The organism is uncultured Nonlabens sp., assembly GCF_947495285.1.
Taxonomy (GTDB): Bacteria; Bacteroidota; Bacteroidia; order Flavobacteriales; family Flavobacteriaceae; genus Nonlabens.
This window is the reverse complement of the sequence record NZ_CANLXZ010000006.1, coordinates 76,989-100,714: the sequence shown is the minus strand read 5'-3', so window position 1 is coordinate 100,714 and position 23,726 is coordinate 76,989. Positions and strand designations below refer to the sequence as shown.

General features: G+C 34.1%; 22 protein-coding genes and 1 tRNA gene. 9 read left to right on the top strand and 14 right to left on the bottom strand.

Annotated features, from left to right (window positions below; genetic code table 11):
- Nucleotides 1-4: 4 nt before the first annotated feature.
- Nucleotides 5-1,081, bottom strand: a complete 1,077-nt coding sequence (locus tag Q0838_RS03890; protein WP_298951566.1) for a hypothetical protein — start codon at nt 1,079-1,081, stop codon at nt 5-7.
- A 108-nt stretch (nt 1,082-1,189) separates the two neighbouring features.
- On the opposite strand from Q0838_RS03890, the gene proS reads away from it, so the two are divergent.
- The 3 genes from proS to rpsT all read left to right on the top strand — a co-directional run bounded on the left by proS (nt 1,190) and on the right by rpsT (nt 3,131).
- Entirely contained in the window at nt 1,190-2,668 is a 1,479-nt protein-coding gene (proS, locus tag Q0838_RS03885; RefSeq protein ID WP_298951563.1) for a proline--tRNA ligase, read from the top strand.
- Nucleotides 2,669-2,763: 95 nt separating this feature from the next.
- A tRNA-Glu gene (locus tag Q0838_RS03880) sits at nt 2,764-2,835 on the top strand.
- A 41-nt stretch (nt 2,836-2,876) separates the two neighbouring features.
- Nucleotides 2,877-3,131, top strand: coding sequence for a 30S ribosomal protein S20 (gene rpsT, locus Q0838_RS03875; protein ID WP_104516026.1), 255 nt, complete (start codon nt 2,877-2,879; stop codon nt 3,129-3,131).
- 572 nt (nt 3,132-3,703) lie between these two features.
- Here rpsT and Q0838_RS03870 read toward each other — a convergent pair.
- The 5 genes from Q0838_RS03870 to Q0838_RS03850 form a co-directional block, all read right to left on the bottom strand.
- Nucleotides 3,704-4,801, bottom strand: a complete 1,098-nt coding sequence (locus Q0838_RS03870; RefSeq protein WP_298951560.1) for a hypothetical protein — start codon at nt 4,799-4,801, stop codon at nt 3,704-3,706.
- 77 nt (nt 4,802-4,878) lie between these two features.
- Nucleotides 4,879-5,643 (bottom strand): hypothetical protein, encoded by a 765-nt coding sequence (locus tag Q0838_RS03865; protein WP_298951558.1) that lies wholly within the window; start codon nt 5,641-5,643, stop codon nt 4,879-4,881.
- Complete coding sequence (locus Q0838_RS03860; protein WP_366942009.1) at nt 5,633-6,193, bottom strand: RNA polymerase sigma factor; 561 nt, start codon at nt 6,191-6,193, stop codon at nt 5,633-5,635. Before Q0838_RS03860 ends, Q0838_RS03865 begins: the two co-directional genes overlap by 11 nt.
- Nucleotides 6,194-6,376: 183 nt before the next feature.
- Entirely contained in the window at nt 6,377-7,267 is an 891-nt protein-coding gene (gene era, locus Q0838_RS03855) for a GTPase Era (RefSeq protein ID WP_298951553.1), read from the bottom strand.
- Between the two features lie 52 nt (nt 7,268-7,319).
- A complete protein-coding gene (locus Q0838_RS03850) occupies nt 7,320-7,955 on the bottom strand; it encodes a hypothetical protein (protein WP_298951550.1) in 636 nt (211 codons plus the stop codon).
- A gap of 194 nt (nt 7,956-8,149) precedes the next feature.
- Between Q0838_RS03850 and Q0838_RS03845 the strand changes: the two genes are divergently transcribed.
- Both Q0838_RS03845 and Q0838_RS03840 read left to right on the top strand, forming a co-directional pair.
- The gene (locus Q0838_RS03845; protein ID WP_298951547.1) at nt 8,150-9,061 is read left to right on the top strand and encodes a mechanosensitive ion channel family protein; all 912 of its coding nucleotides are present in this window, start codon (nt 8,150-8,152) and stop codon (nt 9,059-9,061) included.
- 676 nt (nt 9,062-9,737) lie between these two features.
- On the top strand, nt 9,738-10,562 hold the full coding sequence (locus tag Q0838_RS03840) for a hypothetical protein (RefSeq protein ID WP_298951544.1): 825 nt from the start codon (nt 9,738-9,740) through the stop codon (nt 10,560-10,562).
- A gap of 442 nt (nt 10,563-11,004) precedes the next feature.
- Here Q0838_RS03840 and Q0838_RS03835 read toward each other — a convergent pair whose 3' ends face one another.
- From Q0838_RS03835 to rho, 4 genes are all read right to left on the bottom strand, one after another.
- Entirely contained in the window at nt 11,005-13,827 is a 2,823-nt protein-coding gene (locus tag Q0838_RS03835; protein ID WP_298951540.1) for a pitrilysin family protein, read from the bottom strand.
- A gap of 130 nt (nt 13,828-13,957) precedes the next feature.
- Nucleotides 13,958-14,419, bottom strand: a complete 462-nt coding sequence (locus Q0838_RS03830) for a PA2169 family four-helix-bundle protein (RefSeq protein WP_298951538.1) — start codon at nt 14,417-14,419, stop codon at nt 13,958-13,960.
- A 177-nt stretch (nt 14,420-14,596) separates the two neighbouring features.
- Nucleotides 14,597-15,187, bottom strand: a complete 591-nt coding sequence (locus tag Q0838_RS03825) for a hypothetical protein (protein ID WP_298951535.1) — start codon at nt 15,185-15,187, stop codon at nt 14,597-14,599.
- Between the two features lie 231 nt (nt 15,188-15,418).
- Nucleotides 15,419-17,152 (bottom strand): transcription termination factor Rho, encoded by a 1,734-nt coding sequence (rho, locus tag Q0838_RS03820; RefSeq protein ID WP_298951532.1) that lies wholly within the window; start codon nt 17,150-17,152, stop codon nt 15,419-15,421.
- Between the two features lie 200 nt (nt 17,153-17,352).
- On the opposite strand from rho, the gene Q0838_RS03815 reads away from it, so the two are divergent.
- Complete coding sequence (locus Q0838_RS03815; protein ID WP_298951530.1) at nt 17,353-17,763, top strand: DUF4293 domain-containing protein; 411 nt, start codon at nt 17,353-17,355, stop codon at nt 17,761-17,763.
- Between the two features lie 195 nt (nt 17,764-17,958).
- On the opposite strand, the gene Q0838_RS03810 is transcribed toward Q0838_RS03815, so the two are convergent.
- Nucleotides 17,959-18,447 (bottom strand): metallophosphoesterase family protein, encoded by a 489-nt coding sequence (locus Q0838_RS03810; protein ID WP_298951527.1) that lies wholly within the window; start codon nt 18,445-18,447, stop codon nt 17,959-17,961.
- 94 nt (nt 18,448-18,541) lie between these two features.
- Here Q0838_RS03810 and truA point away from each other — a divergent pair, with 94 nt between their 5' ends.
- Genes truA through Q0838_RS03795 form a run of 3 tightly spaced genes read left to right on the top strand, consistent with a single transcriptional unit; the run spans nt 18,542 to nt 21,539 of the window.
- The gene (gene truA / locus Q0838_RS03805) at nt 18,542-19,297 is read left to right on the top strand and encodes a tRNA pseudouridine(38-40) synthase TruA (protein WP_298951524.1); all 756 of its coding nucleotides are present in this window, start codon (nt 18,542-18,544) and stop codon (nt 19,295-19,297) included.
- On the top strand, nt 19,297-19,758 hold the full coding sequence (locus Q0838_RS03800) for a hypothetical protein (protein WP_298951521.1): 462 nt from the start codon (nt 19,297-19,299) through the stop codon (nt 19,756-19,758). The genes truA and Q0838_RS03800 overlap by 1 nt, the downstream gene beginning before the upstream one ends.
- A 2-nt stretch (nt 19,759-19,760) precedes the next feature.
- The gene (locus Q0838_RS03795) at nt 19,761-21,539 is read left to right on the top strand and encodes an ABC transporter ATP-binding protein (protein ID WP_298951518.1); all 1,779 of its coding nucleotides are present in this window, start codon (nt 19,761-19,763) and stop codon (nt 21,537-21,539) included.
- Between the two features lie 192 nt (nt 21,540-21,731).
- Here Q0838_RS03795 and Q0838_RS03790 read toward each other — a convergent pair whose 3' ends face one another.
- The 3 genes from Q0838_RS03790 to cdaA are packed head-to-tail and all read right to left on the bottom strand — an operon-like array spanning nt 21,732 to nt 23,725.
- A complete protein-coding gene (locus Q0838_RS03790; protein WP_298951515.1) occupies nt 21,732-22,136 on the bottom strand; it encodes a DUF3667 domain-containing protein in 405 nt (134 codons plus the stop codon).
- A gap of 6 nt (nt 22,137-22,142) precedes the next feature.
- The gene (locus tag Q0838_RS03785; RefSeq protein WP_298951512.1) at nt 22,143-22,949 is read right to left on the bottom strand and encodes a DUF3667 domain-containing protein; all 807 of its coding nucleotides are present in this window, start codon (nt 22,947-22,949) and stop codon (nt 22,143-22,145) included.
- On the bottom strand, nt 22,949-23,725 hold the full coding sequence (cdaA, locus tag Q0838_RS03780) for a diadenylate cyclase CdaA (RefSeq protein ID WP_298951509.1): 777 nt from the start codon (nt 23,723-23,725) through the stop codon (nt 22,949-22,951). Before cdaA ends, Q0838_RS03785 begins: the two co-directional genes overlap by 1 nt.
- Nucleotide 23,726: the final 1 nt, after the last annotated feature.

The following is a 23,726-nucleotide window of genomic DNA, read 5'->3' as shown; positions in this document are numbered from 1 at the left end:
AATATTAACCTCTTCTACCAGAAGATCTACCACTTGATCTAGAGGACCTTGTTCCACTAGATGAGCGGCTAGATGATCTAGAAGGTCGCATCGTTCCAGATGATCTGCTAGATCTTGTTGATCTCATTGTTCCTGTATTACTTCTCGTAGGGCTAGAGCTTCTTCTTACTGTAGAAGATGATCTACGCGTTGTGGTACTTCTTCTTGTAGTAGTTGATCTTGTATTACTAGCTCTAGTCCCACGATTTCTTCCATTAGTAGCATTTCTAGAATTATTTCTACTACTTGTGGTTGCTGTAGAGCGACCGCTTGTAGTATTGTTTCTGCTATAAGTGGCGCTTCTTCCATTGTAAGTAGAACGACCTCTAGAGTTTTGTAATTGTCCTCTAGATCCTCGATTAAAGTTTTGATAAGCATATCTACTTACATTATTACGTCTGTTGTTTCTGTAATATCTATTAAATCCATTACCAAAGTGTCCTCTATAGTAACCGCCATAATAATTACCGTAAAAACCATGGTATCCGAAGTTGTTCCATCCATAACCAAATCTGTTTCCGTAAAAACCACCGTAACCAAAGTTATTCCAACCAAAACCGTTAAAACCGTAGAAGCCACCATTCCAGCCCCAGTTATTGTAACCAAAACCGTTTCCATAAAAACCATTTCCCCACACTAGTCCGTTATTCCATCCATTATTGTAGTAATTAACAGTTACTTCTGATGGGTTAGTACCCCATCCAGGCTCGCCACCGCCATAATTAGCAGTGTAATCAGGGTTAGATTCATTATAACTAGTTGAAGAGTAGTTGTCTACATCTGTAAAAACTACATCGTCAGAAAAATTGTTTCCATGACTATCTGCACCTTCTTGAAATAAAGATTGATAATAAGAAGAGGAATTATCTTCATATACTGCTGGTTCAGGTTTTTCTGTAGTAGTATTGTAATCGTTATCACCATAAATTCCATCATTGTATGAAACGCTTTGGTAAGAACCGCAAGATGTGACTGTCACAGCCAGTAAAATCAGTGCTGCTATATGGTAAAAAGCAGTATTTCTTAAGTTAGGTTTTTTCATGATATATTTATTTGATAGCGTTTGATAAAAATAAGTAGTTTTGTCAAGTATAAAAAGCAATTAACAAACTTCTAATAATAGCACAAGTTTTGTGCCAAAACAAATATTATGGGCAAAAACCTTACGACTCGTAGTAAAGACTACTCTAAATGGTATAATGAACTTGTGGTTCAGGCAGATCTAGCAGAAAACAGCGCCGTAAGAGGTTGTATGGTTATAAAGCCGTATGGTTATGCGATATGGGAAAAAATGCAAGCAGAATTAGATCGCATGTTCAAAGAAACGGGCCATCAAAATGCTTATTTCCCATTACTAGTTCCAAAAAGCCTTTTTGAAGCAGAAGAAAAAAATGCTGAAGGATTTGCAAAAGAATGTGCTGTTGTAACTCATTATCGACTAGAAAATGATCCAGATAATCCAGGCAAGTTAAGAGTAGATCCTAACGCAAAGCTAGAAGAAGAGCTGGTGGTAAGACCTACGAGTGAGGCAATTATTTGGAATACCTATAAAGGGTGGATTCAATCTTATAGAGATTTACCATTATTAATTAATCAGTGGGCAAACGTTATGAGATGGGAGATGAGAACTAGATTATTTCTACGTACAGCAGAGTTTTTGTGGCAAGAAGGACATACAGCCCATGCTACTAAAAAAGAAGCTATCGCCGAGGCAGAACAAATGAATAATATCTATGCTGACTTTGCAGAAAACTTTATGGCTATCCCAGTTATTAAAGGTTTAAAGACAGAAAGTGAGCGTTTTGCTGGAGCAGATGAAACTTATTGTATTGAAGCTTTAATGCAAGATGGTAAAGCTCTACAAGCTGGTACAAGTCATTTCTTAGGTCAAAATTTTGCAAAGGCCTTTGACGTAAAGTTCACTTCTAAAGAAGGAAAGCAAGAACACGTTTGGGCAACTTCATGGGGTGTATCCACTAGGTTAATGGGTGCTCTTATTATGACGCATAGTGATGATCAAGGATTAGTATTACCTCCTAACTTAGCACCTAATCAAGTAGTGATCGTTCCTATTTTTAAAAACGAAGAACAATTAGAGGCTATTTCAGAAGTAGTGAACGGTATTGTTAAAGAGTTAAGAACTTTAGGCGTGACCGTTAAATTTGATTCTAGAGACACTTTAAGACCAGGAGCAAAATTTGCACAGCATGAATTGCAAGGTGTCCCATTAAGAATAGCTATAGGTTCTAGAGATCTGGAAAACGGTACGGTAGAGCTAGCACGTAGAGATACACTCTCTAAAGAAACTACTTCTATAGATGGGATCGCTACTAAGGTTAAGGACTTATTAGCCGAAATACAGCAGGCACTTCATGACAAAGCAATGAATTACAGAGATACTCATATTACAGAAGTAAATAGTTTTGATGAGTTTAAAGAGGTTCTAGAAACTAAAGGCGGATTTATTTCTGCACACTGGGATGGAACTATGGAGACAGAGGATAAAATAAAAGATCTTACTAAGGCAACAATTAGATGTATACCTCTAGATGCTGTAGAAGAGTCCGGAGAGTGCGTGTTTACTGGGAAGAAGTCTAATAAAAGAGTCCTTTTTGCAAAGGCATATTAATTAAAATGAAAAAAAAATTGATTTTTTTTCATTTTTCTATTGCGCAATCCAAAAAAGGTCCTATCTTTGCAACCGCTTAAACGAGCAAACGCAATGGCCCGTTCGTCTATCGGCTAGGACGCATGGTTTTCATCCATGTAAGAGGGGTTCGATTCCCCTACGGGCTACAAATTAAATCGATCTATAAAAAGATCAAGTTTTACAAGATATGGCAAATCACAAAAGTGCTTTAAAAAGAATTCGTAGAAATGAAGTAGCGAGACTTAGAAATAAGTATCAGCACAAAACTACGCGTAATGCGATCAAAGCTTTAAAAGAAACAGAAGATAAGACAGCTGCTCAAAAGCTTCTTACAGAAGTAACTTCTATGCTTGATAAGCTAGCTAAGAATAATGTTATACACGCTAACAAAGCTGGTAACCTTAAATCTAAGCTTACAAAGCAAGTAAATGCTATGGCTTAATTGTAAAGCGATATACTTATTAAAAGCCTTTCAGTTTTCTGAAAGGCTTTTTTTTTGTTTTATTTTTTGGTTCAACTTTATGAAAATTCCGCTTTCGCGAAAGCAGAACTCATATCCATCTATATAAATATTTCAATACAGTGATAGATGTTTTTAAAATAACGCTCTTTTATTTTTAAATAATACGATTCAGCTATTCATCATATCGCGGATCAAGACCAAAAGTTGTAGGATTTTAGAATTATGCAAAAATATTAGATAGTCTAAAAAGAAAGAATTCTATATTTCTAACACCTCTAAACTGCGCTCTAAAGGCTTTTATTTTGGCATTGAAAGATTCTTCTTCTTTATAACAATGTTGATTCTAGTACTAAAATATGAATAGGTTGTTATTTTCATAGATCTCCTTCTATAAACTCTACAAAGAATGAGTCAGCAGTTGAAAGCAAGCGTTATGCATAGTGACGCTTAATAGTAGGTAGAGATATATTTAATATCTAATATGTTTTAAACTAAAAAAAAAAGCCCTTACGATTTAACGCAAGGACTTTACTGGCTAGATTAAAATAAATCTATTGGAATCGTATACCGAAACTCACATACTGCGCATCTACAGATCCAGATTTAAACACATCATTTAAATTCATACGACCGAAAAGGGTTGTGTCTCCACGGCCTATGTATGCATCTAATCCATAAACTATTGTATTAGTGTCAAAAGCATCTACAGTTATTTGTTTAATATTTCTTCCATTTTCTTTGTATTTTAATTTTAAACGAGTGTCATAATTAAAACCAACAAATCCACCGAAGCCTATTTTCCATTTTCTCCATTGATCATAGCGTATTCTCCCATCTTCAAATTCTCTTTTAGAATTACCTCCAAATTCAAACTGTAAAGGAAATACAATTTGACTCTGATTAAACTGAGCTTTTGTAACGTCAAAACCTATCGCTGCAATTTGCGTTTCAGGTGTATTTGGAGCCAAAATTCTATTTCCATTTAACTCTGTGGAATGTGATTGAAGTGTTAATCCATAATTAATCCTCCATTTTTGATTTTTGCTAATTGCTGTTTGAAATTGATATCCAAAACTTACGTATGAATTCCTAGGATAACTGAAGTCATTTATGCCTAAGGTTTCGCCATTCATATAGTTGTAACCAAGAGCTAATGTAAATCCAGATCTAGTTTTTATTTCTTTCTTTAAATCCCTTCTTTTATTACGTATTTGAATTACAAACCCATCGTCATCTATAAATAAAGGAGAGCTTTCATCTGTTAAAACACCACTAATCTTTACAAATTCAATTTTAGAATCTATGAGTTGATTATGTTTAGTGATCTTTTCAGCATAACTTTCTGCTATGATCACTTTGTCGTTTTTAGCCATTTCTTCTGTGTAATTTTCTAACTTTCCAATGCGATCATTTATTTTTCTAATTTCTTCAGCTAGAAGAGTACGTTGATTTGATTCATAAAGTTTTTTTTCCTTTTTAAGCTTTTGAATTTCTTTCTCAATTTTTTCATCAAACTTCTTGTAATTTTTGTCTTTCATTGTAATTCGCATTTTCCCGTCTACGTATGTAGTGTCTCTAGTCCATTGTGCGAAACAGATGGAACACATAAGCGATAAGGCTATAGTAAGAAATAGTTTATTCTTTTTCATAATTAGTGGTTTTTAGATATGAGTTATGCTGTCCGTTTGTGTAAACAGCTTGTTTTTAATTGATTATGTTTTGTTGTTTATTTGTTTCCGCTTATGATAACTACAGCTTCGGCTTTTAGTCTGCCCAGTTGGTCAAAAATTAGATTGTTGACTCTGTTCCTGCGGTCTGCTTCAATATCCCATTCGCTTTCTCGCACCAGTTGGTCTATATTATATTCTTTAGTTGCAATTACTGTCTTGGGAGTATTTTGCATTGCTTCATTTAAAAGCAATTCCATTTCTTCTTCGGCAGTAAGTTTCTTAGGTGTTGTTTGTGCTATGGGATTAGATAATAAAGGATTGATGCTACTGTCTTCAATGATGGAGTTTGGTTTTATCTCTTTTACTGTAGATTCTTCATTTACTATTTGCTTATTTACTATTGTTTTAGACACGCTAGCAATGTGAGAAGATCTTTTTTGTTTTCTTTTTTCTGATACGGCAGTAAGAGTTGTGTTTTTGATTAATTGTTTCTCTACAGAGCTTTCTGTTTTTTCTTCAAAATCTAATTTCTTTTCTAAGGCTATATCGCTCTTTTTACCTGTTGATTCTTTAGTAGGAGTTGTGTCTTCTAAAACGATGGTGTTTTCATTACTTTCTAGTGTTATAGAACTACCATTTAAAAACGGATATAAAACTACACCTAAAATAAAAATTGCTGCAATAGCACCCAACCAATATATAAATGGTTTTTTCTTGTTCTTTTCTTCTTGATCTAATCGTGCTGCTAGTTGATCCCATGCGCCAGTGCTAGGATTAATCTCACGATTATTAAAAGAGTTTTTTATGTTTTTAAGCTTCATAACGTTGCTTTCTTATTTGTTGTACTTCTACCTGCAGCATTAATCTTGCTTTGCGGTATTGTGTTTTACTGGTGTTCTCACTTATGTTTAATGCTTGTGCAATTTCTTTGTGTTTAAAACCATCTACTGCGTACATCATAAAGACGCTCTTATATCCATTTGGTAAATTATCTACACATTCTTGTATAAGATCTAGGGGTAAGTCAGACTCTTCTTCTTCAGTATCATCACAACCTACTTTTTCTTCACTGATCTCGTCTTTAAATTTAAAAGGATCTTTCTTTCTCAAGTGATCGATACATTCTCTTACCATAATCCTGCGCACCCAGCCTTCAAAACTACCTTCGTGAGAAAAGCTGTCTAATTTTGTAAAGGTTTTAAAGAATCCATTTAACATGATTTCTTCAGCAGTTTCTACTGGCGAGATATACTGACGGCATACACTCAACATCTTAGGTGCGTGCTTATCAAAAAGATGCTTCTGCGATTTTCTATCGCCTTGGGCAGCTTTCTGGATCAGCTTTTTCTCGTTAGTATATAGTTGTATCACTTTCACAATTTACATGCTTTCTACTTATAAAGACGAGAGTGTTTTAAAAAGGTTGTCTGGTAGTTGGAACTTTTTTAGATGTTTATTGAAATTCCGCTTTCGCGAAAGCGGAACAGAGCAAAAAAAATCCCTTACAACTATAATTGCAAGGGATTTATTAATGAGATTGTAAAGTGTGATTTTTTATTTATTATCTCCTTTATAACCGAAACGTCTCAACTGTTTCTCGTTGCTACGCCAGTTTTTATTCACTTTTACATACAACTCGATATGAACTTGTTTACCAAAGAATTTTTGTAAATCTTTTCTAGCCTCAGTCCCTACACGTTTAATAGCAGTTCCTTTATGACCGATGATGATTCCTTTTTGGGTCTCGCGTTCTACCATGATGACAGAACGTATTCTGATGATTTTTTCATCTTCAAAAAATTCTTCTGTATCGATTTCTACAGAATATGGGATTTCCTTTTTATAGTGAATTAAGATTTTCTCTCTAATGCTCTCGTTAACAAAGAATCGTTCTGGCTTATCAGTTAAAGCATCTTTAGGATAAAATGCGGGAGAAGCAGGTAGGGTTTCTACAATGCGAGCAAGTAATTCTGGAACACCAAAGTTTTTTAAAGCACTAATGGCAAAAATCTCTGCATTAGGTAGTCTTTCTTTCCAGTGTTCTAAAGCAGCTGCGAGTGATTCTGGATCTCCTTGATCTATTTTATTAATGATAACGAACACAGGAACCTCAGCAAAGGTGAGTCTCTTTTCAAAAGCCTCATTTTTTAACTCTTTTTCTCCCAGTTCTACCATGTAAAGAATACAGTCTGCATCTTCAAAAGCATTTTTTACAAACTCCATCATACTTTCTTGAAGCTTATATGCTGGTTTTATAATACCTGGTGTGTCACTAATTACGGCCTGAAAATCTTCTCCGTTTACAATACCTAGAATACGGTGACGTGTAGTCTGTGCTTTTGATGTGATAATAGATAGACGTTCACCTACCAGTGAGTTCATTAACGTACTTTTACCTACGTTAGGGTTACCTACTATGTTTACAAATCCTGCTTTATGTTCCATTTTGCAAAGATAGTCTTTAGGGAATTATTCAAGATTTTAATGCTGGAGTTTTTTAGTGTTCTGGATTTTCTATTAATTCTCTTAAGAATTGATTTTCTGTCTGCAAGGCATTGTTTTGTAAGGTTGTTATTTTTGCAATAGTTGCAATAGCAGGATATCCTTTAAAGTGATAGTCCAGGTAAGTGATTTCTTTTCCCTTAAGATTTTTAATAGTTGCTATAGTAAAATGTTCTTTCATGATTTTTTCTGCTACTGGATAAAAGAAAAGTTGGTCTTGTGTAGTCGTGTTGAAATCTGTTAAAGCCTCGATTATTTTTTCACCAGTCGCAGCAGGTGTACCGTCTTGATTAAATAATAAATTATCTAAGTTATCTTCCATTTTAGAATAATCAGTTGTTTCACCTATATGATCATGAATGGCGGTAATAACCTCTGTTAATTGATTTTTTAAGGTAGTAACTTTATCATGAAATTCTAGGGACTGGCTGTAAATTTGAGCGTATTTATCTGGTTGTGTCATCGCCTTGTTTTCTATTTGTGACATTAAGAACAGATTAGAGGCTGTTAAGGTATCGTTATCTAGTAGCTGATTTTCTCTTACTATAGAGAATGATTCTAGAGCTTCTTTATGGTCTTTACAAGAGATGAGAGAAATCAATATGATGAGACTAGTTATTATGTTTTTCATGAGATAAAGATACAAGTTATAGATTACTCAGCGTGTTACATGAAAATTTATAGTTCTATGGTTTATAGTTTTTTTTAGTTTACAAGTTAAATAGTCCAGAAATAGTTGCGAAAATGGTCTTAAAAATATAGCAAAGTAGTTAAACCATGTTAATAGATATGGGTTAGGTTTTTTATAGTACTAGATTTGGATCTATGATTTTATTACAACAGACTGAAGAAGCAGCAAAGAATTTACCTGAAATAAAAGATAGTGGTGCCTTAATATGGGGACAGCTTACTGGCTGGTATAATTCTTTTGTGCGTTTGCTACCTAATTTAGGAATAGCAATCGTAGTACTTATGATTTCTTATTTTATATCTAAATATGTAGATAAAGGAGTGCGTAAACTATTGGGCAATAAGGTACAAGAAAGTGTTAAAAGGCTAGCAGGTAAAGCGGTAGCTATTATAGTCGTATTGGGTGGTATATTTATAGCAATGAGTATTTTACAATTAAACGATGCGGTGCAAGGTATCATAGCAGGTGCTGGTATATCTGGACTGGTGATAGGTCTGGCACTGCAAGGGTCGCTTTCTAATATTATAAGTGGTATCGTGCTTTCCTTCCGTAAAAAGGTTAAGGTAGGTGACTGGATAGAAACTATAGACTTTTCTGGTGAGGTGATGGAAATACAGTTAGACAAATTTATTATCAAACAAGCTGATAATAATCTCGTTCTTATACCTAATAAAACAATCATTGATAATCCTATGAAAAACTGGACACTTACACCACGTATGAGAATAACTCTCGAGTGTGGAGTAGGGTATGAAAGTGATCTAGAGGCAGTTAAAAAACTGGCGACAGATACTATAAAGGATATGTTTAAACAGCAGGATAATGAAGAGGTAGAGTTTTACTATACGGAATTCGGTGATAGTAGTATCAACTTTATGTTGCGTTTTTGGGTGGACGCAAAAAAAGCTCAACAAAAACACATGGCATTAAGTGATGCGGTAATAGGTGTCAAGAAAGCATTTGATAAAGATGGTATTAATATACCATTCCCTATAAGAACGCTAGAGTTTAATAATAATCTAGGATTGAAAAATATTAAAGATTAAATCCATAATTATTTGTAAGTCTTTAAAAGCCCAAAAGATGACTCTCTTGAGGCTTTTACTCTTTGTAGGCTTATAATTTGTTTAAGGTGCTTTTTTATTTTATGAATGTTTGTGGAGAACTTAAGTCGTATCCTCTAGTAACTATACATAGTTTACAGCTGTCACACTTTCTAACCAGTGCAAGTTTCTCTATAGAATCTATGCCTATGAATATACGGTTGTAAGAATCAATACTTGTTTTTATTTAGAGCTTATTTTACTCATGTGCGCTTTATGTTATGGATGTTTTTTTAAGCTTCCTTATATAAGAGCAATGCCGTTTTAAACTTTATTTTAACAGGACAAAATTATTTAAACGATATTTTATTTATCCTATGATCAGAGTAGTGGGAGCTCTTTTAATATAATACCATCCATAAAAACGTAGTCTACCTCTTTTGTTGAACACCTTAAATTTTAAAGCCTAAGTTTATAGCTATATTCGGTCCTTATTGTTATTTTAAAAAAAAATAAACTAGTTATTCACATAAATGAGCGGGAAGTTCAACTTATTTTCTCTATACTTGTTCGTATTCGGTCATAGGTTTCTTATAATAATTTCTTCTGTAGTGTAGAAATATATTACATTGATTAAACGCCTAGAATTAGATTTTTTTAAATATTAAAAATATACTTAGTGAATAGCCTAATCCGTATTTTATTTTTATTATTCGTGATTGTTAACGTTAATGCTCAAGATTCTTTAAACACTAATAATTCACGAGTTGATAAAGAGGGTTTTTATGTGTATTGGGGTTGGAATCTTTCAGGTTACAGTGATAGTGATATCACGTTTAAAGGGAATGGATATGATTTTACTCTCGATAATGTAAAAGCATATGACAGGCAGAGTGATTTTGAGCCTGGTAAATATTTAAATCCAGGATCTATTACCATACCTCAATATAATTTTAGGATAGGATATTATCTGAGAGAAAACTACAGTATTTCTTTAGGTATAGATCATATGAAATATGTGGTTGCAGAGAACCAGACGGTTAATATTAACGGTTTTATAAACGATACCAACTCTTTATATAATGGTGTCTATAATAATGAGGCTATAATTTTAGAGCCTACTTTCTTAACCTTTGAGCACACAGACGGTTTAAATTATGTGAATGTAGGATTAAGACGCCATGATGATCTTTTTCTACATAAATTTTTTGAATTGAATACGTTATTCGGTCTAGAAACAGGAGTGTTAGTTCCTAAAACTAATACTCGGCTACTGGATAAACAGCGATACGATCAATTTCATATTTCTGGATATGGTGTTAATGCGGTAGGAGGTTTACAGCTGGTCTTTTTAAAATATTTCTTTGTACAGAGTGAATTAAAAGGTGGTTATATCAATTTGCCAGATATTAGAACCACTATGGACGCTGCAGATTCTGCTAGTCAGAGTTTCTGGTTCTATCAGGTTAATCTAGTTTTTGGGGCTAGATTTAAGATCTTTTAAATTTATTTCTATTTCTATTTCGCTTTCGCGAAAGCGGATACCTCAAAATACATTTTTTTTTAAAAGAGCATGTCTGTAAAAATGAGATATAAAACTCATATCATTATCTTACTTATCTCATTATTTTTTTTGCTATGCTGGGTAATTTAGGAGCTTTATTAAGTGAGAATTGAAAAAAAAATGATGATTTCTCAATAAATTAAAATCCAATGTCCTATTCTTATTAGTGCTTTAATTTAGTTATACATGTTTACAACGGTAATTTGCTTAAAATTAAATTTATCATAGGATAAGACAGGAACTGTTGTTAGAATAGTGATTACTTTTTCTTAAAAGACCATTATTAAGAAAATATGGTTTATTCTAAGTACGCTATTAGATTTAAAATTCTTAAAAAGAGGCTCTCTATTTAATTTAGAGAGCCTCTTTCTAATTTTGTATTCTAATTAATTAAAATAGGTTTTCCATAACCTAGTTTTTCTAGTTTATCAAATTGGGTAGCCTTATCACCGACTATTAAATAAATCATATGATCTGGTGTGATGTATGTATTTGCAAGTTCTTTAATATTTTCTATAGTTAAACTTTCTACTATTTCCTGACGTGCAAGAGCGTAATCCACAGGCAGTCCATCTTCTTGAATATTTGATAGCATGTTAAGTTTTGCCCCTTGAGATTCAAATGATCTAGCGCTAGACTTAATCATATAACTTTTAGTAACCTGCAGGTCTTCTTTATTGAAATTCTTACCATAGTTATTTAAAATTTCTTTTACGAGTGCTGTAGATTCATAAGTTACATTAGATCTCACACCACTATTTATAGCAAATGTACCTGATAAAGGTGAGCCACTAAAATTTGATCTTATACCATAAGTATATCCTTTACTCTCGCGTAATTGCTGTGTAAGTTGTGATGCAAAACCACCGCCGCCTAGACGATAATTTAAAACTTGTACTTTATAAAAATCTTTATGAGTAGATGGGATTGCAGGATGCCCAAAACTAAGAATGGATTGTTTTGCATTAGGTACATCATAGAAATAAACTCTAGATTTTTCTGGTGGTTTTACTGTCGCTAATTTTGGAAAGCTTACTTCTTTCTTAGTCCACTTGCTATTTAAAGTACTCAAAGAAGTCTTTACTTGATTCTTACTAATATCTCCTACTATTTTAAAGCTGGCTAGTTGTGGAGAGAAATAACTGTTGTAATACTCTTTTAAGTCATCAAGACTTATACTTTCTACACTCTCTCTAGATCCTAGATTGTTTTGTGCTAGAATATGATCTTCTCCGTAAATTAATTTGTTAAATTCATTTGTAGCGATAGCTCTAGGACTTGCTTTTTGTTGCTGTATCTGGCTGATAGTTTGTAACTTAATTAAATCAAATTCTTTTTGATCCCATCGCGGCTCTAATAACATCTCATTTACAAGTCTCATCACTTCATTATAATTGCGAGATAGAGAGCTAGCGTTTACGGCTATACTTTGATTGCCAGAATAGATAGTAACAGTTGCACCCAGTTGTTCTATAGCTTCTTCTAATTGAACAGGTGTTTTTAAAGCGGTGCCTTTATTCATTAAGTCTGCTAGCATATGTGAGACACCTATCTTTTTAATATCTTCTAATAGCATACCTCCTTTTACTTCTAACTGTAATTGTACTAGAGGCACTTCATTATCTTCTATGCCTAATACTTCAATACCAGAAGATAGAGTTTCTGTATACACGTTAGGTATGGATAGTTGAGGTGCAGGACCGTATGCAGGCTCTATTCTTTCAAAGCTAGATGGAGTTCGTTCATATGTAGCTGTTATACTAGCGTCAAAGGTTTCTTCGGCACCATCTATTATTTTTTCTTCAGCTACCTGGGCGAGAGTAGATTCATTAACTGCAAGATTGATGCTTCCTTTAGGAATAAAGCTAGTCATTACATAGTTTTTATTCTTAATGTATTTTTTATATACACGTTTTACATCTTCTACGGTAACTGCTTGCATGTTCTTAACATCTTGAGCTAAGAAACCGGCATCACCTGCGAGAATTTCATACTGTGTTAATTGAAACCCTTTTCCTAAAACACTGGATAAACCTTTGTAAAAGTTTGTTTCCTGACTTGTTTTAATACGGTCTAAGTCACTTTGAGAGACACCATTTTTTTCAAATAACGTCATTGCTTTGTGTACACTAGCAAGAACGCTATCTAGATCTTTCCCATCATATGCTCTTGCTGCTAGACCGAATTGTCCAGCAAGTTCTGTGGTGTAGCTGTAAGCATATGCCTGGTCTGCTACTTGATCTTTTTCTACTACAACCTTGTTTAATGGAGCTTTTTTACCATTAGAAAGATAAGTGCCTAGAATTTCTAATGCATAAGAATCTACATGATAATTAGGTACTGTAGGCCATGTTATAGTCAGTTTAGGAGTCTGGGCAAAATTATCTTCAAAATATAATTTCTTAGATTCATTTAACACAACTGGTTCTACAATAGTCTTATCTACTGTTTTACCTCTCTTTATCTCACCGAAGTATTTTTCAACCCATTCTAGAGCTTGTTTTTTATCAAAATCTCCAGCAATCGTTAATACCGCATTATTAGGAGTGTACCATTCATTATAAAAGTCCTTTACATCTTGAAGCGATGCATTTTGAAGATCTTCTAAAGATCCTATTACTTGCCAGTTGTATGGATGTCCCTCGGGATATAGATTTTTACCTATCACATAAGACTCGTGTCCATAAGCATTGTTGTCAACACTCTGGCGTTTTTCATTTTTTACTACTTGTTTCTCTTTGGCAAGAACAGGTTCTGTAACTGTGTTTATGAAATAACCTAGTTTGTCAGCCTCAGCCCAGATCATTTTCTCTAGAGCATCTTTAGGCACGGTCTGGAAATAATTTGTTACATCACGACTCGTTGAGCCATTTGCTCCCGAACCTCCTATTCTAGCACTCATTTCATCTAGTCCGCCTTTACCTAGATTTTCTGATTCTAAGAATAATAGATGCTCAAATAAATGTGCAAACCCTGTTTTACCTGTTTTTTCTCTTGCACTACCTACATGTGCAGTAAGAGCAACAGCCACTACTGGGTCAGATGTATCCTCATGAAAAATAATGGTAAGTCCATTTTCTAAAGTGTGTTTTTCAAAAGGTATGGAAATCTCTTTTTGTTCTTTTTTGTTTTCTAGCGTGTCATTTTTACATGATAGGAGAGCGACTAGAAGTAGCGCAGGCACTAGAAATTTAGTTAACTTCATGAATATAGATTTTATTTAAGTGACCAAGGTACCCATAGTAATAAATCAGCAACTGTTAAAAAAAGTTAAATTAGATTTTAAGATCAAAAAAAAACCGCTCAATGAGCGGTTTAATCACAGTTTGTGCAATCTATAAGTTATGCTCGTGAGCAAAATGTTCTAAACTTCTTACTTTATTAACCGTTGCTTGGATTTCGTCTTTTTGAGCTTCTAAAACTGAAACAATAGTAGGAGGCAACTCACTTTTATGTTCTAGTACCTTATTGTATTCTTTTACAGCATTTTTTTCACCACTTAGACATTCCTCTAGAACAGACTCGTCTTTATTAAGGCTCAATGCTGTTTTAATATTCATCCATCCTCGGTGCATGTCCCCTGCAACTGTACCGTCATTTATAGGGTTTTGATTCATCCCTTTCATCTTTCCTGCTAGTACAGCTGCAAATTCTGTACGTCTGGCTCCTTGCTGTGCCAGCCATCTCTTTAATTGTACGTGCTTTGTGACCTCAGCAGCATTTGCAAATCCACGTTGTGCATCGTATGTTGTTTCTAATAAAGTGTTGAGTTGCTTTTCTGTCTTTACATTTTCCATAATCTTTTTTTTCTTAAAAATACAAATAGAACAAAGTTGTTTTTGTTAAAAAATTGTGAGTTTAGAAAGGATTAACTTATTCAAAAATAGGATGTAATAACAGTTTTAATAAATTAAAAATATAAATCCCCATTAAATCTAGGTTTAATGGGGATTAAAAAAATAGGATCCTAAAAATTATTTATCTCCTTTTAATTTGGCAAATTTATTACGTTCATCTTGCAACTGTCTACCTAGTTTTTGTTCTTTTTCTATAGACTTGCGTCTTAGATCTTCTAGTTCTTCCTCTGTTGTGGCAAGTTGTTTATTTGCTGCCTTTGTAGTAGTGTTACTATTTTTAAAGCGCAGCGTCATGAAGATAAACAAAAACGCAAGTAGACCTACTATAGACCATACTACTGTGTTGTAAAAACCTTTGTTAGTCTCTATGCCTAAAAAGTTCATAGAATCTTTTTCTGCATTCACATTATTTAATTCTGTATTTATTCCGTCCAGTTCATTTTCTAAAGATGCAATTCTACTATCTTTAGTAATTATTGATTTTTCTAAAGAAGAGATTTTTTGATTAAGTTTTTTAAAACTTTCATTAGAATTTTTACGCAACTTATTGATTTCGGTCTTTTTTATAACCTTATATTCTTTAAAGTTGTTAGACTCTTCTAGCAGTTGTTCAAACTGTACGTCTATAGAGGTCTCTGTCTGGTCAGAATCTTGTGCTTGTATAGTAAAGCTTATGGCAAGTACTAGAGGTAGTAATATATATTTCATTTGATAGATAGGATATTAAAGAAGAAACGAGATGAATCGTTGCTCATTGTGTAGGGACTAATTTTATAATGTTAAATCTTTGTGAGAGTAATTATAACCCCTTTTTATAAAGGATTATAAGCGTCGCAAAGTTAGATTTTTCTATAAGGTTTGTAGTGATTCCGCTTTCGCGAAAGCGAGAATAAAAAATGCCCCACCGTAAAGTAGGGCATCCTGTATCATATTCTAGAATTACTCATTCATAGTAGCAAGAAACTCTTCATTATTACGAGTTTGTTTCATTTTTTGAGAGATAAACTCCATTGCTTCCACAGGATTCATATCGGCAAGATACTTGCGTAGAATCCACATGTGTTTCATACTCTGCTCATCTAACAATAAGTCATCACGACGTGTAGAAGAAGAGGTAAGATCTATAGCAGGGAATACACGACGGTTAGAAATGTTTCTATCCAGTTGCAGTTCCATGTTACCTGTTCCTTTAAATTCTTCAAAGATTACCTCATCCATTTTAGAGCCTGTCTCAGTAAGAGCAGTTGCTATAATAGAAAGAGAACCACCGCCTTCTATGTTACGTGCCGCGCCGAAGAAACGTTTAGGCTTGTGTAACGCATTTGCATCAACACCACCAGAAAGTACTTTACCACTAGCCGGCTGCACCGTGTTATAAGCACGTGCTAGACGTGTAATAGAATCTAGTAAGATCACCACATCGTGACCACATTCTACCATACGTTTTGCTTTTTCCAGAACTATGTTTGCCACTTTTACGTGGTCGTGTGCTTCTTTATCAAATGTAGAGGCGATTACCTCTCCATCTACATTACGTTGCATGTCAGTTACTTCTTCTGGACGCTCATCTATTAATAAGATCAATTGATAAACCTCGGGATTATTTGCTGCGATTGCGTTTGCAATATCCTTGAGCAACATGGTTTTACCTGTCTTAGGTTGTGCCACGATCATACCACGCTGTCCTTTACCTATAGGGGCAAAAAGGTCCATTACACGAGTAGAAATACTAGCGCGTCTGTCTGCTAGGTTAAATTTTTCTTCAGGAAATAATGGTGTTAAATGCTCAAAAGAAACACGATCACGCACTACTTTAGGGTCTAGACCATTAATTTGAGATATTTTAATAAGAGGGAAATATTTTTCTCCTTCTTTAGGTGGTCGCACCATTCCTAAAACTGTATCACCAGTCTTAAGACCGAAAAGTCTAATTTGCGACTGAGACACATAAATATCATCTGGACTGGCTAGATAATTATAGTCACTACTACGTAGGAAACCATAACCGTCTGGCATCATGTCTAGGACACCTTCACTCTCTATAATACCATCAAATTCAAAGTCAGGATCGCGGTAACGGTTGCGAGTGTCTTTGTTTCCTTTAGGGACATTGTTTTGCGTGTTATTATTACGTGGACTTTTTTGACGACTGTTGTTACGGTTGTCATTTTTTGCATCGGTAGTATCCTTTTTAGAATCTGCGGTTTCGGGAGTCTTTTTAGAAGAGGTCTCTGCAGTGTCGTTATTTTCTTTAACGGCTTTTTTAGCATTTTTTCTGGGCCTAGGTCTAGGATTAGGTTTGCTAGGGTCTTTGCGTCCTTTAAGAGTTTCTTCAGTTATTTCAAAATCTTCTTTTTCTTCAGATTTTGTTTCTTTTTTAGGTTCCTTTTTAGATTCTCTAGGTTTGCGTTCTTTTTTTACAGCAGGCTTTTTGGCAGCTGGTTTTTCCTTTACAACTTTTTCAACCTTTTCTTTAGCTTCTTCTTTTACAGCAGCTGGTGTTGTTTCAATATCTAGGCTTTTTACAACGTCTGGATTTGCTGCTTGTAGATCTAGAATTTTATAAACCAGATCCAGTTTACGTAGTTGTTTGAATTTAGGAACGTTTAATCCTTTTGCGATTTCCTGTAACTCAGGAAGTTTTTTAGATTTTAAATCAGCTATTTGAAACATGTATCGTTATGATATATATAATTTGTTATCAGGGGGAAAATGAAAGTCTAAAACTTATCAGAAAAATTTTAAACTGCTAGATAACCTATAAAGAGTAAGTTACCTTAATAGCATTGCAATGATACATTAAAAAATTAATATCTGTTGTTCTTTTTGCTTGTTATGTTCTATTTTTGTCTTGCTTTTGAAAAGTAGCAGTAATGATACAACGCATACAGACCATTTATTTACTTCTAGCCACAATAGTCTCTGGTGGACTTATTTGGGTAGTAGAGCATTTTAATGATGGAGAAGGAAATGAGTTTGTAGGTATGGATGAAAGTTTGTACTTTGGTATCTTTACAGTGAGCGCGTTAATGTCGGTAGTTGCCATGTTTTTATTTAAAAACAGACAGTTGCAAACCGTGGTTAACCGTTTGAATTTGTTATTAAACCTTTTTATACTAGGTGTTTATGTATATCGAGTGCTAATGATGTCTGGAGAAACGGCGGTTTCTGAGAAAGGCATTGGGATGTTCATTCCTATCCTATCTATCGTTTTACTTGTCTTGGCTAACAAGGCAATAAGAAAGGATGAACAGCTTGTAAAATCTGCTGATCGATTAAGATAAACGCAATAAACTTAGTAATATTAGTGAAAAAACCTGCAGGGCGCCACCTTGCAGGTTTTTGTTTTTTAGGATTTTATCTGTTCCGCTTTCGCGAAAGCGAATCTTAAATAAACATTTTTTAAAGAATTGTGATTCTAGATTAAAATAAACAACCAGCAATAAGTAATGTTTAATCACTCTTTTTGCTTCATACTATTATCGATCTTTCTCTATAACTTCTAGATTTGAAATTTTGCCATCATTTATTTCAAATCGTAACATGGTGCGTTTTTTATGAAAACCATGCATTCCTATCGCACCAGGATTCATGTGTAAGCATTGAATCTTTTTATCCATCATCACTTTTAAAATATGGCTATGCCCACAAATAAAAACCTGCGGCGGATTTGCATACAACTCTTCTCGTATTTTGGGATTGTACCTTCCAGGGTAACCACCTATATGAGTGATCCATATATCCATCCCTTCACAAATAAATCTATTGTTTAAAGGGAACTGCATTCTTGCTTTATCGTCGTCTATATTTCCATAAACGGCACGAAGTGGTTTTAATGCGGCAATTTGATCTGTGACATCTAGATCTCCTATATCACCAGCATGCCATACCTCGTCAGCTTGTTTTATGTATTTGATTATAAAATCATCTATATGACTGTGCGTGTCAGAAAGGAGTAATATTTTCATATTGCAAATTTAATAAGCAAATAGCTATGGTTAATTTCAATTCTCGTGTGATTTCAGAATCAATTTCATATTCATTCCACTTATCTTTGTGGCGATGCAAGATAAACCACGTTATTTTATAGAATTAGCCTATGATGGTACAGCCTATCACGGCTGGCAACGACAGCCCCAAAGCATTTCTGTACAAGAAGTGCTAGAAGATGGTTTGCAAAAAATGCTGCGTGAGAAAATTGCTATTCAAGGAGCAGGAAGAACAGATGCTGGTGTGCATGCTGCATATATGGTTGCTCACTTTGTATTTGATGGAGAAATAGACATGGAGCATTTAGTATATCGACTTAATAGATGGTTGCCTAAGGATATAGCCGTTTATGACATAAAACCAGTTACCGATAAAGCACACGCGCGATTCCATGCTTATAAACGTTCTTATGAATACCATTTTCTATTGAGGCCTAATCCATTTGATGTAAATCAGGCTTATGTGTTATTTAGAAAGCCCGATTTTGAATTAATGCAAAAAGCGGCAGATGTTCTTCTAGAATATAAAGATTTTGAGTGTTTTTCAAGAACTAATACAGACGTAAATACCTTTATTTGTGACCTTACAGAAGCGCGTTTTGAATTTAAAGATCACAAAGTGATTTTTCATATCACTGCAAATAGATTTTTACGTAACATGGTAAGAGCAGTAGTAGGGACGTTGCTAGATGTAGGCTACGGTAAAAAAACGGTAGATGATATGCATGAAATTATTGCGTCAAAGAATAGAAGCAATGCAGGGGCAAGTGCGCCAGCAGCAGGTTTATTTCTTACACAAATTCATTATCCTGAAGAGCTGTTCTTATAATGAGAAAGATCCTTTATAAAGAAACTCAAAAATTTGACCAGTGGTGGCTTTGGTTAATTGTATTAAGTTTATCTCTCATTTCTATTTTACAATTTAACTGGTCAGAAGATCTTTTAGGTCAACTTACTACTGATAAAATTATCCCAAGTATTTTACCTGTTGTCATTTTGGTTTTATTTTTAACACTTAAAATGACTACTGTTATTACTGACGAGAAAATTACAGTGATTTATAGTCCGTTAGTGAAAAAAGAATTTTATTGGAGAGATCTAGATAAGGCTCAGGTCATCGACTATGGTTTTATAGGTGGCTGGGGTATTAGACTTTGGACCTCTTATGGTACAGTATATAATGTAAAGGGCACAAAAGGTCTACACATTAAAGTAGCTGGTAAGCAATATGTTATCGGTACACAAAAAGAAAAAGAATTACGTTCTACAATAGAACATTTACTTAAATAAATATGGCATCTACAACAGGTAATGCATTTAATATGTCTCTTTTTAGAAGACTACTTTCTTATACTAAGCCTTATAAGCTTACTTTTTACTTTGTAGCGTTAAGTGCAATTCTCATTGCAGTAGTGGCTATAGGAATGCCTTATTTAATAAAGGTTTCTATAGATGAGCATATAATACCGCGTCAGTTTGATGGTTTTGTGACTGTTATAGGAATGATGATAGCAGTTTTAATCATAGACGTTTTACTACAGCTCAGCTTTATTTATTATGCAAACTGGTTAGGACAGCAGGTGATAAGAGATTTACGTGTAAAACTCTTTACTCACATGATGGGCTTTAAGATGCAGTATTTTGATAAAAGCGCAGTAGGTAAATTAGTTACTAGAGCGGTGAGTGATATAGAAACTATAGCGAGTATTTTTTCCCAAGGGCTATTTGTCATTATTTCTGATTTATTAAAAATGGTGGTTGTTCTTGGTTTCATGGCCTATTCTAGCTGGAAACTGACCTTAATAGCCTTAATAGTCATGCCTTTTATATTATATGCTACTCGTGTATTTCAAAAAGCTATGAAAGTAGCTTTTGAAGAAGTGCGTACTCAAGTAAGTAATTTAAACTCCTTTGTGCAAGAGCGTGTTACTGGTATGAAAATCGTACAAATATTTAATCGCGAAAAGATAGAGTACGAGCAGTTTAAAGAGATTAATGATAAACATAGAAATGCATGGGTAAAAACAGTATGGTACAATTCCATTTTCTTTCCTATTGCAGAGATGGCTTCTAGTATCACCATAGGCCTTTTAGTTTATATAGGTGTGGTTATTAACCTAGGAGCAGAGGCTACAACTATGGCGGTAGAAATAGGTACTATAGTCATGTTTATTGATTTATCACAAAAACTATTTAGACCATTACGTCAGATAGCAGATAAGTTTAATACCCTGCAAATGGGTATGGTAGCCGCAAATCGTGTTTTCGGTATTCTAGATACAGAATCTCAAATAGAAGATCAAGGAGATATGATTGCTTCAAATCTCAAAGGAGACATAGAGTTTAAGAATGTGGATTTTGCATATGTAGAAGATGAGTTAGTACTTAAAAACCTTAGTTTTCAGGTAAAAGCAGGAGAAATGGTTGCGATTGTAGGTTCTACTGGAGCAGGAAAATCTACCATCATCAACCTTCTTTCTCGTTTTTATGAAATTAATAGTGGAGAGATTTTGATAGATTCCGCTTCCGCGAAAGCGTACCAGTTATCATCTCTTAGATCACAAATAGCAGTGGTGCTGCAAGACGTATTCTTGTTTGCCGATACTATTTTGAATAATATCACACTACAGAATCCAGATATAACAGAAGACGATGTCATCAAGGCAGCGCAAAAAATAGGTGTGCATGATTTTATAATGACCTTGCCTAATGGGTATCATTATAATGTTAAGGAAAGAGGAGTGATGCTTAGTTCTGGACAGCGACAGTTAATAGCCTTTTTAAGAGCTTATGTTTCTAACCCAAGTATCTTAATTCTAGACGAGGCAACTAGCTCTGTAGACGCTTACAGCGAGCAGTTGATACAAGATGCGACAGACATTATTACCAAAGGACGTACTTCTATAGTAATTGCACATAGACTCGCAACCATAAAAAAAGCAGATAAAATTATCGTGATGGATGCAGGAGAAATAGTAGAAATAGGATCGCACAGCGAGTTACTTCAAAAAGAAAATGGTTATTACAAGAATCTTTATGAAGTGCAGTTCTTACAGCAAGAGGTGGCTTAGACTACACCAGTAGATTTAAGGATAATTCCTATTAGTATACCCAGTATTCCAAGTATAGTCCTATAACTATCATGAGTGTTATACTTACTATAACAGAGATGAGGGCTTTTAAAATTAAAGATTGATTATTCAGGTTAAAACACCTTTTTTTAACAATATAATATAAATAATCAGTAAAGGAAACCTAATAAATCATCCTACATTAAATTTAACGGCCATTTCCATCTGTTCGCCACTGTAATTTATTTGAGAATAAACCTCTCGTTGTGATGCTAGAATTTGATTAAAAGCTCCAATGTTTTTCAACACAAAAGTGTAAATACCAGTTAAAAAAAGCACTAATAACATATACCTCACCGCATCCATGTAGTTTACACGACGTCCATTTATGTAGCCTAGTATGACCGTTTCTGGGTTTCTAAAAAGATCTAGAAACGTACGTACAAATTTAGTGTCTATACCTATGTACATATCGACAAAATCGTTACCTACTTGTTTCATGGTAATGCGATTTTCTATCCATTTTGCACCACAACCAGAGCAATAAGATTTTTCTGCATAAATAAGGTCGGTACTGTTTTTACAATTTCTTTCCATAGATTTTTAATGAGCAGCAGCTGTATTGAGTAGGTCTGAGTTGAAGAAGAATAAGAGAGCAATTGCTATAATAATTACAATGATCATTAAAATAGCAAAGATAACGTTGAATACGATAATAGCAAGCAATCCTTTTAAAACAGTTTGTTGTATATCTAGTTTAAAGCACCTTTTATAGTACCAGGCTACTTGTAAAAAAATAAAAGGTGTCAGTGCTAGTGATACCATTTGATAAGGAATGTCAAAACCAATCATAAGTGGCGTAGCCACAAAAGTAACTATGTTAACAAGTGCGAATACATAAACGTATAAAATCAAATGCTCTGTAAAATTGTATTTTCTAATATCTAAGAAGATTATATAACCTGATAAAGCATAGGCCGGTAAGAAAAATGTAGTAAAAGCACCTATGTAGTCATAAAAAAAATCTGTAAAATTTTCTAAGCTTTGACCGGTATTATTTTGAACATTTGTTATTTCGGCTACATTCATCCCTAAAGTGTCTGGTGCGAAATGCCTTAATAAAAAAATTTGTAAACCTACTAGAGACAAACTGATTAAGTAAAAGTTAATGGGGTTTACATATTTCTTGCGTTGGCCACTTATATAGCCATTTATTACATCTTCAGGATAGCGCAGTAAACCTAAAATGGTAACTAGAAAAACATTGTCAGTTCCTAAATATCGATTAGATAACTCGGCTGTTATTTTACGAGGTGTTAATCTATATTCTACCCATTTAGAACCGCAATGCGAGCAATAATTTTGTTGCGCATAAAGTAATTTTTTACAGTTTTTACAATTTCTTTCCATTAAGCGAGGTGTGATTTGATTTTGGCAGCTAGTTCATCTGTGTCCGTATAAGATTCAAACTCGCCTTCATGAACTAGAGATATTTGACCTGTTTCTTCACTCACTATTAATGCGATAGCGCTGCTTCTTTCTGTTAAACCTAAAGCCGCTCTGTGTCGCAACCCAAAACGTTGAGGTATCTTTCTGTTTTCAGATACTGGTAAAATCACTCGTGTAGCTGTAATCTTATTACCTTCTACTATCATCGCACCATCGTGTAGCGTGCTGTTTTTATAGAAAATACTTTGTATGATAGAAGAGTTTACTAAAATGTCTTGATCATCTCCAGTATTTTTAACAAACTCTAGAGAGCCATCTCTTTTAATACCTATCAATGCGCCAGTTTTAGTAGAGCTCATCTTTTTACAGGCTTTAACGATTTCATCTACAACCATCTCATTGTTGTCCTGTTCTTCTTGAAAAATGCGTAGTTGTTTAAAGAAGCGCTTGCGAGAAGTAAATTTTGTAGAACCTAGCATTAATAAAAAACGTCTTATTTCTTGTTGAAATACCACTATAAGAGCAACCACACCAGCGCCAGTAACAGCGCCTAGAGCCTGGCTTAACATTTCCATTTTCATGAAAACCGTTAATTGATAAATCAAGTAGATAATAAAAATACCTATAAAAATATTGAGTGCCGCAGTACCTTTAACCAGACGGTATAAGTAAAAGACCACAGCTGCGACTAGCAGTATGTCTATTAAATCTATTATTCTAAATCCAGGAAGTTCCATG

What these genes read in the sequence shown, in the direction of transcription:
- Q0838_RS03890 (WP_298951566.1), bottom strand. Translation starts at nt 1,081, where the DNA reads ATGAAAAAACCTAACTTAAGAAATACTGCTTTTTACCATATAGCAGCA.
- proS (WP_298951563.1), top strand. Translation starts at nt 1,190, where the DNA reads ATGGGCAAAAACCTTACGACTCGTAGTAAAGACTACTCTAAATGGTAT.
- rpsT (WP_104516026.1), top strand. Translation starts at nt 2,877, where the DNA reads ATGGCAAATCACAAAAGTGCTTTAAAAAGAATTCGTAGAAATGAAGTA.
- Q0838_RS03870 (WP_298951560.1), bottom strand. Translation starts at nt 4,801, where the DNA reads ATGAAAAAGAATAAACTATTTCTTACTATAGCCTTATCGCTTATGTGT.
- Q0838_RS03865 (WP_298951558.1), bottom strand. Translation starts at nt 5,643, where the DNA reads ATGAAGCTTAAAAACATAAAAAACTCTTTTAATAATCGTGAGATTAAT.
- era (WP_298951553.1), bottom strand. Translation starts at nt 7,267, where the DNA reads ATGGAACATAAAGCAGGATTTGTAAACATAGTAGGTAACCCTAACGTA.
- Q0838_RS03850 (WP_298951550.1), bottom strand. Translation starts at nt 7,955, where the DNA reads ATGAAAAACATAATAACTAGTCTCATCATATTGATTTCTCTCATCTCT.
- Q0838_RS03845 (WP_298951547.1), top strand. Translation starts at nt 8,150, where the DNA reads ATGATTTTATTACAACAGACTGAAGAAGCAGCAAAGAATTTACCTGAA.
- Q0838_RS03835 (WP_298951540.1), bottom strand. Translation starts at nt 13,827, where the DNA reads ATGAAGTTAACTAAATTTCTAGTGCCTGCGCTACTTCTAGTCGCTCTC.
- Q0838_RS03830 (WP_298951538.1), bottom strand. Translation starts at nt 14,419, where the DNA reads ATGGAAAATGTAAAGACAGAAAAGCAACTCAACACTTTATTAGAAACA.
- Q0838_RS03825 (WP_298951535.1), bottom strand. Translation starts at nt 15,187, where the DNA reads ATGAAATATATATTACTACCTCTAGTACTTGCCATAAGCTTTACTATA.
- rho (WP_298951532.1), bottom strand. Translation starts at nt 17,152, where the DNA reads ATGTTTCAAATAGCTGATTTAAAATCTAAAAAACTTCCTGAGTTACAG.
- Q0838_RS03815 (WP_298951530.1), top strand. Translation starts at nt 17,353, where the DNA reads ATGATACAACGCATACAGACCATTTATTTACTTCTAGCCACAATAGTC.
- Q0838_RS03810 (WP_298951527.1), bottom strand. Translation starts at nt 18,447, where the DNA reads ATGAAAATATTACTCCTTTCTGACACGCACAGTCATATAGATGATTTT.
- truA (WP_298951524.1), top strand. Translation starts at nt 18,542, where the DNA reads ATGCAAGATAAACCACGTTATTTTATAGAATTAGCCTATGATGGTACA.
- Q0838_RS03800 (WP_298951521.1), top strand. Translation starts at nt 19,297, where the DNA reads ATGAGAAAGATCCTTTATAAAGAAACTCAAAAATTTGACCAGTGGTGG.
- Q0838_RS03795 (WP_298951518.1), top strand. Translation starts at nt 19,761, where the DNA reads ATGGCATCTACAACAGGTAATGCATTTAATATGTCTCTTTTTAGAAGA.
- Q0838_RS03790 (WP_298951515.1), bottom strand. Translation starts at nt 22,136, where the DNA reads ATGGAAAGAAATTGTAAAAACAGTACCGACCTTATTTATGCAGAAAAA.
- Q0838_RS03785 (WP_298951512.1), bottom strand. Translation starts at nt 22,949, where the DNA reads ATGGAAAGAAATTGTAAAAACTGTAAAAAATTACTTTATGCGCAACAA.
- cdaA (WP_298951509.1), bottom strand. Translation starts at nt 23,725, where the DNA reads ATGGAACTTCCTGGATTTAGAATAATAGATTTAATAGACATACTGCTA.